The 15641-nt window shown below is 45.1% G+C and carries 15 protein-coding genes and 1 tRNA gene; 11 read left to right on the forward strand and 5 right to left on the reverse strand.

What is annotated here, in order from left to right; genetic code table 11:
- The first annotated feature begins 151 nt into the window (after window positions 1-151).
- The 4 genes from CVD19_RS02555 to CVD19_RS02570 all read left to right on the forward strand — a co-directional run bounded on the left by CVD19_RS02555 (window position 152) and on the right by CVD19_RS02570 (window position 5120).
- Complete coding sequence (locus CVD19_RS02555; protein ID WP_101580313.1) at window positions 152-1408, forward strand: MFS transporter; 1257 nt, start codon at window positions 152-154, stop codon at window positions 1406-1408.
- A 184-nt stretch (window positions 1409-1592) separates the two neighbouring features.
- Entirely contained in the window at window positions 1593-3188 is a 1596-nt protein-coding gene (gene aceB / locus CVD19_RS02560) for a malate synthase A (RefSeq protein WP_101580314.1), read from the forward strand.
- A 37-nt stretch (window positions 3189-3225) separates the two neighbouring features.
- Complete coding sequence (aceA, locus tag CVD19_RS02565; protein WP_101580315.1) at window positions 3226-4503, forward strand: isocitrate lyase; 1278 nt, start codon at window positions 3226-3228, stop codon at window positions 4501-4503.
- A gap of 170 nt (window positions 4504-4673) precedes the next feature.
- Window positions 4674-5120: a YueI family protein gene (locus CVD19_RS02570; RefSeq protein ID WP_101580316.1), complete on the forward strand. Its 447-nt coding sequence runs from the start codon at window positions 4674-4676 to the stop codon at window positions 5118-5120.
- A 159-nt stretch (window positions 5121-5279) separates the two neighbouring features.
- Here CVD19_RS02570 and CVD19_RS02575 read toward each other — a convergent pair whose 3' ends face one another.
- A complete protein-coding gene (locus CVD19_RS02575) occupies window positions 5280-5633 on the reverse strand; it encodes a cupin domain-containing protein (RefSeq protein ID WP_101580317.1) in 354 nt (117 codons plus the stop codon).
- 352 nt (window positions 5634-5985) lie between these two features.
- Here CVD19_RS02575 and gatC point away from each other — a divergent pair, with 352 nt between their 5' ends.
- The 4 genes from gatC to CVD19_RS02595 all read left to right on the forward strand — a co-directional run bounded on the left by gatC (window position 5986) and on the right by CVD19_RS02595 (window position 9708).
- Window positions 5986-6276: an Asp-tRNA(Asn)/Glu-tRNA(Gln) amidotransferase subunit GatC gene (gene gatC / locus CVD19_RS02580; RefSeq protein ID WP_101580318.1), complete on the forward strand. Its 291-nt coding sequence runs from the start codon at window positions 5986-5988 to the stop codon at window positions 6274-6276.
- A gap of 15 nt (window positions 6277-6291) precedes the next feature.
- Window positions 6292-7749, forward strand: coding sequence for an Asp-tRNA(Asn)/Glu-tRNA(Gln) amidotransferase subunit GatA (gatA, locus tag CVD19_RS02585; protein WP_101580319.1), 1458 nt, complete (start codon window positions 6292-6294; stop codon window positions 7747-7749).
- A gap of 13 nt (window positions 7750-7762) precedes the next feature.
- A complete protein-coding gene (gatB, locus tag CVD19_RS02590; RefSeq protein ID WP_101580320.1) occupies window positions 7763-9190 on the forward strand; it encodes an Asp-tRNA(Asn)/Glu-tRNA(Gln) amidotransferase subunit GatB in 1428 nt (475 codons plus the stop codon).
- Window positions 9191-9634: 444 nt separating this feature from the next.
- Window positions 9635-9708: transfer RNA gene (locus CVD19_RS02595), tRNA-Pro, on the forward strand.
- A 55-nt stretch (window positions 9709-9763) separates the two neighbouring features.
- On the opposite strand, the gene putP is transcribed toward CVD19_RS02595, so the two are convergent.
- Window positions 9764-11257 carry a sodium/proline symporter PutP gene (putP, locus tag CVD19_RS02600; RefSeq protein ID WP_101580321.1) on the reverse strand — a complete coding sequence of 498 codons (1494 nt, stop codon included), beginning with the start codon at window positions 11255-11257 and terminating at the stop codon, window positions 9764-9766.
- Window positions 11258-11517: 260 nt separating this feature from the next.
- Complete coding sequence (plsY, locus tag CVD19_RS02605) at window positions 11518-12129, reverse strand: glycerol-3-phosphate 1-O-acyltransferase PlsY (protein ID WP_101580322.1); 612 nt, start codon at window positions 12127-12129, stop codon at window positions 11518-11520.
- A gap of 127 nt (window positions 12130-12256) precedes the next feature.
- On the opposite strand from plsY, the gene CVD19_RS02610 reads away from it, so the two are divergent.
- A complete protein-coding gene (locus tag CVD19_RS02610; protein ID WP_101580323.1) occupies window positions 12257-13051 on the forward strand; it encodes a class I SAM-dependent methyltransferase in 795 nt (264 codons plus the stop codon).
- A gap of 12 nt (window positions 13052-13063) precedes the next feature.
- Here the strand turns inward: CVD19_RS02610 and CVD19_RS02615 are convergent, their stop codons facing one another.
- Together CVD19_RS02615 and CVD19_RS02620 are read right to left on the reverse strand one after the other, a co-directional pair.
- Entirely contained in the window at window positions 13064-13918 is an 855-nt protein-coding gene (locus CVD19_RS02615; RefSeq protein WP_180953483.1) for an aminoglycoside 6-adenylyltransferase, read from the reverse strand.
- Window positions 13918-14370, reverse strand: coding sequence for an Lrp/AsnC family transcriptional regulator (locus tag CVD19_RS02620; RefSeq protein WP_101580325.1), 453 nt, complete (start codon window positions 14368-14370; stop codon window positions 13918-13920). Before CVD19_RS02620 ends, CVD19_RS02615 begins: the two co-directional genes overlap by 1 nt.
- Before the next feature lie 121 nt (window positions 14371-14491).
- Between CVD19_RS02620 and CVD19_RS02625 the strand changes: the two genes are divergently transcribed.
- A complete protein-coding gene (locus tag CVD19_RS02625) occupies window positions 14492-14977 on the forward strand; it encodes a hypothetical protein (RefSeq protein WP_101580326.1) in 486 nt (161 codons plus the stop codon).
- Window positions 14974-15525, forward strand: coding sequence for a cysteine hydrolase family protein (locus CVD19_RS02630; RefSeq protein ID WP_257985002.1), 552 nt, complete (start codon window positions 14974-14976; stop codon window positions 15523-15525). The genes CVD19_RS02625 and CVD19_RS02630 overlap by 4 nt, the downstream gene beginning before the upstream one ends.
- The last annotated feature ends 116 nt before the right edge of the window (window positions 15526-15641 follow it).

Below are 15641 nucleotides of genomic sequence, written 5' to 3' on the forward strand. Positions count from 1 at the left end.
AAAAAATAAAAATATCAGGTGACAAATTAAAAGCCACCGTCTATAATTCAAATTAACTAGTTCGGTATTTACCGAACTAATAAATAAATTCCTGTTTTAACGAATTATACAAAAGTTAGTCAAAAAAATCAATTGATAGAGGTGGATAAAGATGGTTAGTGTATGGAAAAACAGAGATTTTACATGGTTGTTTACTGGACAGACGATTTCCCAGTTTGGAGCAGCAATCAGCAATTTTGCAATTCCATGGCTGCTGCTTGAATTGACAGGGTCAGCTGTGCAAATGGGTTTTGCTTTCGCGGTCGGATTCATACCATATCTGCTGGTCTCCTTGCCTGCAGGCGTGTGGGCGGATAAGTATGACCGAAAGAAATTAATGATGATTGCAGATATCGGAAGATTGCTGCTGCTATCCTCCATCCCATTATTTTATTTCATCTTCGACATACATATAATCCAGTTGTATCTAGTACAGGCAGGGATTAGTTTATTTTCGGCTTTATTTGATGCTGCATATGGCGCATGCCTGCCTAATGTAGTTGAAAAAAAACAGCTCCAGCAGGCAAATTCCGTTCTTCAGGCGGGCACATCGTTAAGCCAAATCATCGGTCCGGCACTTGGCGGCGGACTTGTAGGGCTGTTTGGTGTACCGGAAACAATCATTATTTCTGGTGTATCTTATTTGGTTTCGGCCGTGACCCTGTTAAAAATAAAGAAACACATGAAAACAGAAAATATAGCGGGCGCAGATAAGCAAGACATGTTCATGCAGATAAAAGAAGGTCTCCAGTATGTATGGAACAACAAACTTATCAGGCTTACAGGGATTTATGCTACATTTTTAAATTTCGTTATCTTCGCTTCAATTGTTGCCATCATGTACAAAGTGAAAGAGGAACTGGGGTTGGATGCGGCTGCTGCCGGAATCATGACAGCCAGTTTCAGCCTTGGTTCCGTCATCGGATCCGTAATAAATGGGAAAGTCAACAAATACCTTTCCGGAAAAAATCTCATCGTCACAATTCTCATGCTCCAGATTATCCCTCCATTGTTGATTGGATTTAGTGATAATGTGGCAACAATTGCGGTCGCAAATGGAATTGGCGGGGTATTGCTTACGATTTGGAACATTCAGATCATTACACTTAGGCAGTCGCTCATTCCTGATGAGCTGATGGGAAGAGCCACGACTAGTATCAGGCTGATCGCCTGGTGCAGCATACCGCTTGGAAATTCTATTGGAGGAGTTTTAGCCGGCTCCTACGGTACAACATCTGTTTTTGTCATTGACAGTCTCGTTCGTTTTACCCTGCTGGCCATCAGTATTCCGCTATTATTTCAGGGTAAGAGAAAGAGAGATTACGACTTTAGCCTGCTTGAAAACAATCGGGTTCAGCAGGGGGGATAATAGAATGGAACACGACGGAAAACCATTTCTTAATGAAGTGGTTTTTCTTATTCAGGTGGATAAAAAACCAGGTTCAAAAAAATATTCAGAAAGTTGAGGTAAAATAATTGCATTTTGTCTTTTCTGTTATATAATACAGATATAAAGTTAAACTGTATTATAACAAAGAGGTGAGTTCAGCTAAATGTCTACACAAACGACAGGGATTAAAATCGTCGGCACAATGAAAAATGGCTATGAAGAAATCCTGACCCCTGAAGCCTTACAGTTTATTGAGGAACTGGAAAGAAATTTTGGGCAGCGGAGACGGGAACTGCTGGAGATGAGGAAAAAGCGCCAGCATGAAATCAATGAAGGGAAATTGCCGGACTTTTTGCCTGAAACAAAGCATATCCGGGAGAGTCAATGGACGATTGCGCCGCTTCCGGAGGATTTGCAGGACCGCAGGGTTGAAATCACAGGCCCGACAGACAGGAAAATGGTCATAAACGCCCTTAATTCCGGGACAAAAGTTTTTATGGCTGACTTTGAAGACGCCACCTCGCCAGGCTGGGAAAACATCGTCGAGGGCCAGATTAATTTACGGGATGCAGTAAACCGGACAATCGCGTTTGAAAACCCTAACGGCAAGAGGTATGAACTAAACGAACAAACAGCCGTACTGTTTGTAAGGGCAAGAGGCTGGCACCTTGAAGAGAAACATTTATTGCTTGATGGAAAGCCAATTTCCGGAAGCCTGTTTGATTTCGGGATGTACTTTTTCCATAATGTAAAAAATCTTTTGGCGCAGGGAACAGGCCCTTACTTCTATTTGCCAAAGCTTGAAAGCCATCTTGAGGCGCGTTTATGGAATGATGTGTTTGTTTTTGCGCAAGAGAAGCGGGGCATCCCGCAGGGAACCATCAAGGCGACTGTCCTGATCGAAACAATTCTTGCAGCGTTCGAGATGGATGAGATTTTATACGAATTAAAGGAGCACTCGGCCGGCTTGAACTGCGGCCGCTGGGATTATATATTCAGTTATTTGAAAAAGCTCCGCAGCCAGGAAGAAGTAATCCTTCCGGACCGCTCCCAGGTAACAATGACAGTTCCATTCATGAGATCGTATTCATTGCTTACGATTAAGACATGCCACCGCCGAAAGGCACCAGCGATGGGCGGGATGGCGGCTCAAATCCCTGTTAAAAATAATGAAAAGGCCAATGAAGAGGCATTCGCACGAGTGCGTGCCGATAAAGAACGGGAAGCCCGCGACGGCCACGATGGCACATGGGTAGCCCATCCGGGTTTGGTCCCTGTCGCATTGGAAGCATTTAACCGTGAAATGCCACAGCCCAATCAGATCGATTCAGGAAAACAACAGGATGTTGAAGTCACTGCCGCTGACCTGCTTGCGGTACCAGAAGGCACGATTACTGAAGAAGGTGTACGCATGAATATCAATGTGGGCATCCAGTATGTAGCTTCATGGCTGAATGGCCGCGGTGCAGCTCCAATCCATAACCTGATGGAGGACGCGGCGACTGCCGAGATTTCCAGGGCCCAGCTATGGCAATGGATCCGCCATTCAAAAGGAATCCTTGATGATGGCCGGAAAGTGACCATTGAAATGTATGAGCAGCTGAAGGAAGAAGAACTTGTAAAAATCAAGCAGGAAGTTGGAGTAGAGGCGTTTCGCTCAGGCAGGTTCGACCAGGCAACAACGCTGTTCGATGACCTGATTTTACAGGAAGATTTTGCGGAATTTTTGACGCTTTCCGGCTATGAAGCTTTGGATTAATAGATTAACAGAATGATAATTTTTAGGAGGCAATGAAATGACAGATCAAAGAGTAAGACAGTTGCAGGAAAGCTGGGAAATGGATTCACGCTGGGCTGGCATTGAAAGACCATACACCGCTGAGGAGGTTATCAAGCTTCGCGGTTCTCTCGATATCGAACATACACTGGCACGCCGTGGCGCGGAAAAACTGTGGAAGCTTGTGAATGAAGAGGATTTTGTCAACGCACTGGGAGCACTGACAGGCAACCAGGCCGTCCAACAGGTAAAAGCAGGGTTAAAGGCGATCTACTTAAGCGGCTGGCAGGTAGCGGCAGATGCCAACCTTTCAGGCCATATGTACCCCGACCAGAGCCTTTATCCAGCAAACAGCGTTCCAGCAGTCGTGAAAAGAATCAACCAGGCGCTGCAGCGTGCCGACCAGATCACCAATTCCGAAGGCGACAATTCAATAGATTGGTTCGCGCCGATTGTGGCAGATGCTGAAGCAGGCTTCGGCGGACAGCTGAACGTATTTGAATTGATGAAGGGCATGATTGAAGCAGGAGCAGCAGGAGTCCACTTTGAGGACCAATTGTCCTCAGAAAAGAAATGTGGACACCTGGGCGGCAAAGTGTTGCTTCCTACACAGACTGCTGTACGCAATTTGATTGCCGCCCGCCTTGCAGCGGATGTAATGGGAGTGCCGACTGTGCTTGTGGCCCGGACAGATGCGAACGCCGCCGATTTAATCACTAGCGATGTAGACGAATATGATGCACCGTTCATTACCGGGGAACGCACTGCTGAAGGATTTTTCCGCACAAGGGCAGGCCTTGACCAGGCGATTGCACGCGGCTTGGCTTATGCACGGTATGCAGACCTGATCTGGTGTGAAACTTCTGAGCCAAATATCGAAGAAGCACGTCGTTTTGCCGAAGCAATCCATGAAAAGTTCCCAGGCAAGCTGCTTGCCTATAACTGCTCCCCTTCCTTCAACTGGAAGAAAAAGCTTGATGATGAAACGATTGCGAAATTCCAGGTCGAGCTCGGCAAAATGGGCTACAAGTTCCAATTTGTCACACTTGCAGGCTTCCACGCCCTGAACCACAGCATGTTTGAATTGGCTCGCGGCTACAAGGACCGCGGTATGGCAGCGTACTCAGAGCTTCAGCAGGCCGAGTTTGCCAGTGAGCAGTATGGCTATACGGCCACAAGGCACCAGCGTGAAGTAGGTACCGGCTACTTTGACCAGGTTTCCATGGTCATTTCCGGCGGAACTTCTTCTACGACAGCATTAAAAGGCTCGACTGAAGAAGAACAGTTTGTTTCTTAATATCGCTTTGCTTGCACGTGATTTTTTCACCTCCATACTACACTCCTATTTTGTGCCTTCTCTTCTAATGAAGAGGAGGTTTTTTTCGTTTATGGTAGGATAACCTTAAAGTATCACGGTTCAAATTTTCCGACATACATAGTATTAGCATCATGATTGGAGGCGATAAGATGGAGCGGACCAACGTCGATGAGTATTTGCAGCAGGGGATTCACGGGGCAAAACAGACAAAGCCTGACGAACGGAGGAAGTTCCTTGGCACTCTCCGTGAACGGGTAGTGGCGGTGTTGACCCAAGGGCAGGTGAGAAGTGGAGAGGCGGATAAAGAAGTACAAACATTGATACAGGAACATCCAAAGGCCCATTTATATTTGAATGGCAATATGGACTATTCCCATCTGTCTAAATACATTAACATGGCCAAAAAGCCGAATCTGCAATACACACTGGTCACGAACAGAGAGTATGATTCTGAATTCGGGCTGGTACTTGCTTATGATCATGCAATCGATAAAGAGGACATTTATCTGTCCAAACAGCAGTCCGCCCCCAAAACCAAGGAAACATCGGGCGGTGGGGTTTTCACCTTTTTCAGTAAGATATTTAAAAAACAATAAGAGCACCTATTGCATTTTTACACATAACATTTCAAAGTCTATATTATAAAGTCCCCAGCTTAACAGCTACGGGCCTTGATTGATGTCAATATATAACTTAAAACCTGGCAAACAAGATTTATGAGCCATTGTTGGAAGGCAGTCATGCAGAATAGTTTATTATTCTTTTAGCAAACGGCCAGGATCAAGGCTGCCACTTTCAATAATGATGGCTGTCATGCCGGAATCAGACCCGGATTCGTGGTTCTCTCCTTCTTCCCAGAACACTGCAGTACCAGTTTCGACATCAATTGGGTCTTGGCCTTCTACGCGGACCCAGCCTTTTCCGCTAACAACGAGAAGCAGCTGCGGACATGGCGCAACATGCATTCCAAGCACCGCTTCAGGGTCATAATGCATACAGCCGACCTGCATCGGATCTTCATTGCGGATGATCGGTGTGATGCCGGCACCCACGCTGTTAAATATTGTGATTTCTTTCCTGACTTCTTTGCCAAAACGGTAGAATTTCACGAGCGTCCCCTCCTCTGTATGAATTAAGTATAAATAGGCGGGCTGGATAAGAGTAGTCTGTTATTTATTAATTTGTTAGGTTATAATGTATATAGGGATAATGTCATACTTCCGCCTTTGACTCTATGTCGAAGGCTAATTTATTTTACGGATTAACACACTGTTTAAAACATAGGCGAGGATTGGTATTGGCACCCGAAAAGGCATGAGGGGACCAAAACCGGTCGCCAATCCGGCCTACTGGAGGCTGAAAGAGAGCAGCCGGAGAAAGGCTCTGTATTGCTTTGAAGCGCAAAAGTTTGCTATTATCATTATTATTGTCTAATGTTCGAATCATATTGGAGGTGGCTTTATGTCAAGGATTTCTGTTGACCAGGTTAAACACGTAGCCCACCTGGCAAGACTGGCGGTTACAGAGGATCAGGCTGAAATGTTTACAAAACAGCTCGATGCTATCATCTCGTTTGCGGAAGAACTAAACGAAGTTGATACGGAAAATGTTGAACCAACATCCCATGTGCTTGATATCAAGAATATACTGCGCGACGATGTTGCGAAAAAGGGCCTGCCTCGTGAAGAGGTTTTAAAGAATGCACCGGACCATCAAGACGGGCAGATAAAGGTACCATCGATTTTAGAGTAGAGGGGAGCAGGACACATGAGCTTATTTGACCATAAGGCATCAGAGCTTCATGAGCTGTTACATAAAAAAGAAGTAACTGTCTCTGACCTTGTAAGTGAGTCATTTAAACGAATTGGCGAGGTCGACAGCAAGGTCAACGCATTTTTGACACTAGACGAAGAGCAGGCACGGAAAACAGCGAGGCAGCTGGATGAAAAACTGGGGGCTGAAGATTCAGCAGGGATTCTCTTTGGCATGCCGATCGGGCTGAAAGATAATATTGTGACAAAAGGATTGCGCACAACATGTGCCAGCAAAATCCTTGAGAATTTCGATCCGATCTATGACGCGACGGTAGTTGAACGGCTTAAGGATTCCAAAACTGTCGTGATTGGCAAATTAAACATGGACGAGTTCGCAATGGGTTCTTCAAACGAAAATTCCCGCTTTCAAAAAACGTATAATCCATGGGATCTTGAAACCGTTCCAGGCGGTTCTTCAGGAGCGTCAGCCGCCGCGGTGGCGGCCGGAGAAGTTCTGTTTTCCCTGGGTTCAGACACAGGAGGGTCGATCCGCCAGCCAGCCTCGTTTTGCGGTGTTGTCGGAATGAAACCAACCTATGGTCTTGTTTCCCGTTTTGGCCTTGTGGCGTTCGCGTCGTCTCTTGACCAGATCGGGCCGATCACACGGACTGTTGAGGACAATGCCTATTTATTGAACGCAATTGCCGGGCTGGACCCAATGGATTCTACTTCTGCAAATGTTAAAATTCCAGACTATACAGCGCCCCTGACAGGTGACATAAAAGGCATGCGAATTGCAGTTCCAAAAGAATACCTGGGCGAAGGGGTCGGAGAGGAAGCCCGCCATGCAGTCCTGGATGCCCTGAAGGTTCTTGAGAAGCTGGGCGCAACGTGGGAGGAAGTGTCTCTTCCTCACTCAAAATATGCGCTTGCAACCTATTATTTGTTATCGTCATCCGAGGCTTCAGCCAACCTGGCCCGCTTTGACGGCGTCCGTTATGGCTACCGTACTCCAGATGCTGAAAACCTGATTGATATGTATAAAAAAACGCGGGCAGAAGGCTTCGGGGAAGAAGTGAAGCGCCGGATCATGCTTGGCACTTTTGCATTAAGCTCCGGTTATTATGATGCCTACTATAAAAAAGCCCAAAAAGTACGTACCCTCATCAAAAAAGATTTTGACGATGTATTCCAAAACTTTGATGTCATAGTCGGACCGACAACACCGACACCAGCTTTTAAAATTGGTGAAAATATCGATGACCCGCTCACTATGTACGCCAATGACATTTTAACAATCCCTGTGAACCTTGCTGGCGTTCCCGGTATTTCTGTTCCATGTGGATTCGCGGGTCGATTGCCTCTAGGATTGCAAATCATTGGCAAGCATTTCGATGAAAGTACAGTTTATCGCGTGGCCCACGCGTTTGAACAGGCTACAGACTTCCATCAACAAAAACCGCAGCTGTAAAGGGGTGAGAACATTGAATTTTGAAACAGTAATCGGATTAGAAGTCCATGTTGAACTGAAAACCGACTCGAAAATATTTTCGTCCAGTCCAAACCATTTTGGTGCAGAACCGAATGCAAATACAACGGTAATCGACCTGGGCTACCCGGGAGTGTTGCCGGTCCTGAATAAAAAGGCAGTCGAATTCGCCATGAAAGCGGCAATGGCATTGAATTGCGAGGTTGCGGCCCATACAAAGTTTGACCGGAAAAATTATTTTTATCCTGACAATCCGAAAGCATACCAGATTTCCCAATTCGACCAGCCAATCGGTGAAAACGGCTGGATTGAAATCGAAGTGGATGGTGTGAAGAAAAAAATCGGGATTACCAGGCTGCATCTGGAAGAGGACGCAGGCAAACTGACCCATGGCAATGGATATTCACTCGCGGACTATAATCGCCAGGGTACCCCGTTGGTTGAGATCGTGTCCGAACCTGATATCCGGACGCCTGAAGAGGCTTACGCTTATTTAGAAAAGCTGAAGTCAATCATCCAGTATACTGGCGTGTCAGACTGCAAAATGGAAGAAGGCTCGCTGCGCTGTGATGCCAATATCTCCATCCGCCCCGTCGGCCAGGAAAAATTTGGAACAAAGACTGAACTGAAAAACTTGAATTCGTTCAACTTTGTGCGAAAGGGACTCGAGTTTGAACAAAGACGACAAATCGAGGAAGTACAGGCGGGCGGCGTCATTAGGCAGGAAACGCGCCGTTATGATGAAGCGACAAACACGACCATTTTAATGAGGGTAAAGGAAGGATCCGATGATTACCGTTACTTCCCTGAACCGGATTTGCCTGACCTTTATATTGATGAAGAGTGGAAAGCACGGATCCGTGCAGAGATTCCCGAACTTCCTGATGCCCGCAAAAAGCGTTATATCGAAGAACTGGGGCTGCCGGTGTACGATGCGAACGTACTTACAATGTCAAAAGAGATGGCTGATTTTTTTGAAGCAGTTGTAAAAGCTGGAGCAGAGGCCAAACAGGCATCGAACTGGCTGATGGGAGACGTTTCTGCATATTTGAACGCAGAACAAAAGGAGCTGGATCAAGTAGCGCTTACCCCAGAAGGGCTGGCTGGAATGATCAAGCTGATCGAAAACGGCACCATTTCTTCAAAAATAGCAAAGACCGTCTTCAAGGAACTCATTGAACATGGCGGCGATGCGGAGCAAATCGTTAAAGAAAAAGGCCTCGTCCAGATTTCCGATGAGGGTGCGCTCTTGAAAATCATAACAGAAATTATTGATGCGAATCCGCAATCAGTTGAAGATTTCAAGGGTGGAAAGGGCAAAGCAGTAGGCTTTTTGGTTGGACAAGTAATGAAAGCAACCAAAGGGCAGGCAAACCCTCCACTTGTGAACAAGCTGCTTGCAGAGGAATTAAATAAACGATAACTTTCAAAAGCTGACGGTAATCCGTCGGCTTTTTTGCACTTTAAGGAAGTATAAATTGGCAACAGGGCAGAAATTTCGACGTAGGAGCCAATTTTAGGAACAAAGTGTAAGTGCATAAGGAACGCTTCGTGAGCATAAGCTTCGCGGACGGAATTCCGGTGAACTACGCCACTGTCTTCACCTTTAGGGGGCTCGCTAATCGGCGAGTTTTGCTTCTCGAGCACTGTAAAAGAAAATATCGACATATTATTTCCCGGGAAAGCTGGAGAGGCTGTTATTGTCACTTTAACAATAGTTTAAACCTCGACAATCATATTAAGAGTCGCACGAAGAACTACTTTTCTACAAATTTTATGATTTTTCAGATAATATAAAAATTATAGAGGAAAATAGGGCTTGCAATGTTCGAATCTGAATTCTAAAATAGGATTCAGATACATAATACGGGATGTAGCTCAGCTTGGTAGAGCACTAGCATGGGGTGCTAGGGGTCGCAGGTTCAATTCCTGTCATCCCGATAAAATTAATGACAAAAAAGAATCCTTCTCGGTTGAGAGGGATTCTTTTGGTTTGTTAATTATGCTTCAAGCTACGGACGCTCTCATTAAATTCTTTTTCAATGGCGTCATTATGCCTGTAAGTTGCAAGGCTGACAATAACGGAAACGACAAGATTGACCACAAAGCCTGGAACGATTTCGTACAGCGGCTCTCCAAATATCTTTTCACCGAGCTCAAAGTTTTTCCAGACAATAACGGTAACGGCCCCAGAAATCATACCGATCAGCGCACCCCAATTGGTCATTTTTCTCCAGAACAGGCTCAGGATGATGACCGGCCCGAATGAGGCGCCAAAACCAGCCCATGCATACGCTACAAGGCTCAAGATGGTGCTGTCAGGGTTGAGAGCAAGCAACGAAGCCAAAATTGCAACTGCAAGAACTGCCATCCGTCCGAAAAATACCAGCTCTTTGTCACCGGCCTTCCTTTTCAGCAAAATTTTATAGAGGTCCTCTGTCAAAGCACTGGAAGTCACAATGAGCTGGGACGAAATCGTGCTCATGATAGCGGCCAGGATGGCGGCCAGCACGAACCCTGCAAACAATGGATGGAAGAATATTTGTCCCAATTCAATAAAGACAGCTTCGGCATTTGCCAATTCATATTCTGGATTTTGTTCAAAAAAGGCAAGGCCGATGAACGCAGTCAAAATGGCGCCGAGCAGAGTAAAAACCATCCAGCTCATCCCTATTCTGCGCGCGCTTTTCATTTCTTTTACAGAAGTGATCGCCATAAAGCGGACAATGATATGCGGCTGGCCAAAGTATCCGAGACCCCATGCTGCCGCAGAAATAATCCCGATCACTGTGGTTCCCTTAAAGAAATCAAGCAAGGCCGGGTCAATCGCCCGGATTGTATCAAATGTCTCTGCAGGCCCGCCGGTTTTCGCAAAACCGAGAATCGGGACAAGCAGGAGGGCAATCAGCATCATTAAACCCTGGATAAAATCGGTCCAGCTGACCGCCAGGAAACCGCCAAATAATGTATAGGCGACCACAACCGCAGAAACGATCAATAATCCTGTTAAATAATTCAGATCAAATGAGTTCTCAAAGAAAACAGCCCCGGAGACCATTCCGGAAGATACGTAAAAGGTAAAAAAGACAAGAATAACGACCGCGGATACAATTCTTAGCAGTTTGGTTGAGTCCTTAAAACGGTTTTCGAGATAGCTTGGGATTGTAATAGAATCGTTGGCGACCTGTGTATAAGACCGGAGCCGGGGGCCAACCAGCATCCAGTTAAGATAGGCGCCAATTGTCAAACCAATTGCAATCCATGCATCTGCCAAACCGGTAGCATAAATCCCGCCCGGAAGCCCCATCAGCAGCCATCCGCTCATATCGGCTGCCCCGGCACTCAACGCTGTTACCGCCGGGCCGAGAGAACGCCCTCCAAGCATATAATCTGTCAGATTGCTCGTTTTTCTGTAGGCATACCCGCCGATTAACAGCATCCCGGCCATATAAATACAAATCGAAATGAGCTGTAGAACATCATTAGACATACTTTTCCCCCTTGTTATATTGAAATATTTTAAATATAGTTAATATTCTATCATTTATATTATAGTCAATTACTTAGATACCAAGCAAGCAGCAATTTACTATTGACCTAAAATAAAAAACTCTACTAATATACTTTAACAGCGGCGCTAAGGCAAACATATACACCCTGGCAATTTGCACCTGATAAGGAGAATTCATCCTCTGTGAGCCAGAAAAAATGGCCATGCGTTCTTCAGCAGGGCCATTCAAACTGTCAGGATTATTTCGTTTTATATATCCGGTCTTTTTTTATATTTTTATCATTGATTTTTGGCTCTGTCCCATCAAAGAAATTTTGCAGATTCGACCGGTGCAAATAAATTAAAAAAAGCATGAACAAAGCGAAGACGATCTCTTCAGTATGTCCAGGAATAAAAAATGAGTAAACAAATAAAGCTGCCCCGACGGAGATGGATCCTAAAAATACATATTTAGTAATAAAAATAATGGCAAAAAACGTTAAATAAGCTGTGATAAACATCGGGATATCACTTATAATCAGGGCACCTGCAGTGGCTGCGATGGCCTTTCCTCCCCTAAAGCCTGCGAAAACCGGGAAGCAATGTCCGACGACAGCCGCCAATCCAGAATAAAGCGGGTTCAAATCGCTTCCTATGAGCAATGGCAATGCAGCAGCAAGCATTGCTTTTCCTACGTCAATTAACAATACAATAATGGCAGCTTTTTTTCCTAAAACCCTTAGTGTATTTGTTGCGCCGGGATTTTTGCTCCCATGATCCCTGATATCAATTTTAAAAAATAATCGTCCTACAAGCAGCGCGGTCGGGATTGATCCGAGGAGATAAGCCGCTGCAAGGATGAACCAGTCCATTCTCTTCCCCCTTCTTATTTTTGTCGGCAGGGCCATAAAGAAAGATTGTAGTCGAGACCATCTTACCATATAATGGTGACGACGAGATGAATTTTTTAAATATTTTAAATTTAGGGTGGTGTGAACGATGATTCAATCCGATTTTGGCAAAGTGGCTGAACACTATGCCCGCTCACGCAATGACATACCTAACATTTTCTTTGAAAGCCTGCTGCTCAGAAACATTATGCTCGAAGGAAAAAAAACGGTAGATATCGGTTGTGGGACAGGAGTTCTGACGAGGAAACTGAAATTAAGGCACGCTGATGTTGTGGGAGTGGATCCGTCTGTTGAAATGCTGGAGAAGGCGATGGAGGCCAGTGAAAAAGAACGTCTGCAAATCCCTTACTTCTCCGGCACCGCTGAAGCCACGGGGCTGGAATCAGGTACGTTCGACATTGTCACTGCCATGCGTGCGTGGCACTGGTTCAACCGGGAGCCAGCTATCCGGGAGGTTAAAAGAATCTTAAGGCCAGGGGGAACATTCATTGTGGCTGATTCTGCATTTATTCCGTCTCATTCGGTGACGGACGTGACTTTTGAAGTATTGGAAAAGTACACAGAAAACGGATTAGAGCCTGCAGGCTCAAAGGCTGAATCCCGGCAACGGATCAACGGATTTCCTGTTGAATGGTTTGAGGAATGGCATAATCATGGATTTCAATTCCGGGATTTCTACAGGCTCGACTATGAAGTAACATTTACAAATCAATCATGGGTGGAAAGAATAGCATCCGTTTCCTGGCTTGCCGATATGGACAAAGAAACCCGGCTGGCTGCCCTGCAAGAGTTGAAAAACCGGCTAAACGAGCAGTATGCTGAAGATGCGGTCCATACCATTGATCATTATTGCAGTGTTTGTATTCTCCGACTTAGTAAATAAATACAGAATTCATCACAAAAGTTGAGAATAATGTATTTCCACAAAATTGAAGGCCTTGTTTTCCGCTTTAAAAGGATATGCGCAGCCGAGATGTGCTCCCGTTTCCCTCGCCAACAGCGCAAATAGTTTCATTGATTTCAGCAAGGCCCTGTGCATATCTTCTTTTTCATAGGTTGCAAAAAGATGTATAAAAGCCTGGACAGCCCTTGGATCGGCCCACTTTTCAATGAACCTGCCGTTATGCCACGGCTCGGTTTGATTCACTGCTTTCGCATGCCACTCAATCATCTGCAGGAGAAGGCTTTTCATGTTATCATCAAGGCAATCCTTTGCGACCCATAACTCGCCCCTGAGCATTTTTTTCATTGTCCATACAGCATGATAATAAAAGTCCTGGACAACGTTGTCGTATTGTTGTGCGGCAGGCTGGACTGAAGATTGGTTCTCCTTTGCAAAATCGATGACTTCTATTCTCTTATGAATATGAATCTTATCAATGAGAACTTTATAGCCTCTTTTGAAAACAAGCTTTACTTCGTCTAGAGAAAGCATGTTGGTAAAGTGTTCATGTGTAAATACCGCAAAATCTACGTCCAGATCCGGTTCAAACAGGACACGCCTTTCAAGCGAACCTCCGACAGCCGTTTTTTCAAGAAACGTTATGGAATAAGCTCCTATATGGCCGAGCCATTCCTCTGAGTCTAATAAAAGTCCAGGGGTATCCGTAATCAGGAGGATATCAAGATCTGACCAGCGATCAGCAGGGACGTCCGTTCTTGCTCTTGAACCGATCATAATAGCGGCCTGGACGGCTTCCTCTGTTTTCGCCCAGCTTAAAAAATTATCGACCAGATTTTCATATTCCATTATTTGTCCTCCCTTCTCTCTAGAACATTCCATTTAATTTCAACAGTGGACAACACGATGTGTGTGACTGTGCCGGCGTAAGCGGTAATTTCATTGATGAACTCTTCAATTTCATCAAGGCTTTTTAATCGAAGTTTGACCAGATAACAGGCCTGCCCGGCGATCCGGTAGCAAAATTCCGCTTTCGGATACTCGGAAATTTTCTTGCGGAATTTTTCGTAGTCCCCGCTCCGCAACGTTACCTCGATAATGCAATCGACCCCGTAGCCGAGCTTTTTATAGTCGATATCAATGGTATATCCTTTAATAATCCCTTCACTTTCCATCCTCCTGACCCGTTCTGTGACGGAAGGCGAGGACAGATTGACTTTTTTGGCAAGCTCCCTTAATGACTGCTTGCCATTCTCCTTTAATTCAACGAGGATTTTCCTGTCTATTTCATCAATAATCATTTAAAAGGCACATCCTTTAAAAATGGTTTCAAACGAAAGTAATTTATCTGATTATCAATTCATATGGAATTCAAATCAAACACTTCTCCTTTTATTATAAAAGAAAGAAGGAGGAATGGAAATGCCAAGAATCTTATTAAGTGAAAATGGAAACACAAAATTCGAAAAGGCACTATCACTTGTGCCGGAAGTCAAAACGCAATATGACCGGCTCTATGATTTTTTATGGGAGGAACAGGAATTGTCCGGTGAAGTGAAAGAAAAAATCCGTCTTTATTTGGCGAATCTAAATGGCTGTGCTACATGCATGAGCCTGTCATATTTGGGAAGGACCGACTGGAATGAGGAGATTTCTGGTGCAATTAGGACTGGTGATTTCAGAGGGTTTCCTGAGCTATACCAAAAGCTGTTTGCGTTTATTAGCCAATACAGGACTGAGCCCCATTCCCTGGCAGACGAGCAAATTACCGGGTTAAAAGAATATTTTACAGATAGGCAGATTATAAAGCTGCTTGCTCTAATAAATCTCTTTGACGGATTCCATAAAATCATCGTCAGTCTGGACCTGTATGATTTTTGTTCAATAGGAAAGGAGAATGTCAGATGATGACAGCCCTGTTGTTAATAGATTTTCAAAAGGCATTTGAAGACTCGTCATGGGGGCAGCGGAACAACCCGGAAGCGGAAATGCGGGCGAAGGAGATGCTGGAGGCTTGGCGGGCATCAGGCCAGCCAGTGATCCACACCCAACATACATCTGTAAAGCCTTCATCTTTATTTTATAAAGGAAGTCATCGGCATCAATTCATTGATGAACTTGCCCCGTTATCAACAGAAACGGTATTCCAGAAGCAAGTGAACAGTGCATTTATCGGGACAAAGCTTAAAGAGCATCTTGAAAATGAGGGAATAACGGCCATTGTGGTTGCAGGGCTGATTACCCCCCACTGTGTGTCTACTTCCGTCAGGATGGCAGGGAATTATGGCTATGAGACGTACGTTGTAGCGGACGCCAGCGCCGCATTCGACAGGGAAGGCATAGACGGGACGCACTTCACGGCAGAGCAGGTCCACAAGGTGGAGCTTGCTATCCTGCATGAGGAATTCGCGACCGTCATCAACTCAAAAGAGGCCATTAAATTAATAACGAACTAAACTACTGAACATGCCCTGTGCATGTTTTTTGTTTTGGAATTTTGTAGAGAGTCATTTTGGCAAAATCCCTCGAAAAAGGTTATGATAATGTACGGAGATAGCTATGTAAGATAATA

The organism is Bacillus sp. T33-2 (genome assembly GCF_002860205.1).
Lineage (GTDB): Bacteria > Bacillota > Bacilli > Bacillales > Cytobacillaceae > T33-2.

Excerpts from the sequence above, each read along its gene's own strand:
- CVD19_RS02555 (WP_101580313.1), top strand. The coding sequence starts at position 152 with ATGGTTAGTGTATGGAAAAACAGAGATTTTACATGGTTGTTTACTGGA.
- aceB (WP_101580314.1), top strand. The coding sequence starts at position 1,593 with ATGTCTACACAAACGACAGGGATTAAAATCGTCGGCACAATGAAAAAT.
- aceA (WP_101580315.1), top strand. The coding sequence starts at position 3,226 with ATGACAGATCAAAGAGTAAGACAGTTGCAGGAAAGCTGGGAAATGGAT.
- CVD19_RS02570 (WP_101580316.1), top strand. The coding sequence starts at position 4,674 with ATGGAGCGGACCAACGTCGATGAGTATTTGCAGCAGGGGATTCACGGG.
- gatC (WP_101580318.1), top strand. The coding sequence starts at position 5,986 with ATGTCAAGGATTTCTGTTGACCAGGTTAAACACGTAGCCCACCTGGCA.
- gatA (WP_101580319.1), top strand. The coding sequence starts at position 6,292 with ATGAGCTTATTTGACCATAAGGCATCAGAGCTTCATGAGCTGTTACAT.
- putP (WP_101580321.1), bottom strand. The coding sequence starts at position 11,257 with ATGTCTAATGATGTTCTACAGCTCATTTCGATTTGTATTTATATGGCC.
- plsY (WP_101580322.1), bottom strand. The coding sequence starts at position 12,129 with ATGGACTGGTTCATCCTTGCAGCGGCTTATCTCCTCGGATCAATCCCG.
- CVD19_RS02610 (WP_101580323.1), top strand. The coding sequence starts at position 12,257 with ATGATTCAATCCGATTTTGGCAAAGTGGCTGAACACTATGCCCGCTCA.
- CVD19_RS02615 (WP_180953483.1), bottom strand. The coding sequence starts at position 13,918 with ATGGAATATGAAAATCTGGTCGATAATTTTTTAAGCTGGGCGAAAACA.
- CVD19_RS02620 (WP_101580325.1), bottom strand. The coding sequence starts at position 14,370 with ATGATTATTGATGAAATAGACAGGAAAATCCTCGTTGAATTAAAGGAG.
- CVD19_RS02625 (WP_101580326.1), top strand. The coding sequence starts at position 14,492 with ATGCCAAGAATCTTATTAAGTGAAAATGGAAACACAAAATTCGAAAAG.
- CVD19_RS02630 (WP_257985002.1), top strand. The coding sequence starts at position 14,974 with ATGATGACAGCCCTGTTGTTAATAGATTTTCAAAAGGCATTTGAAGAC.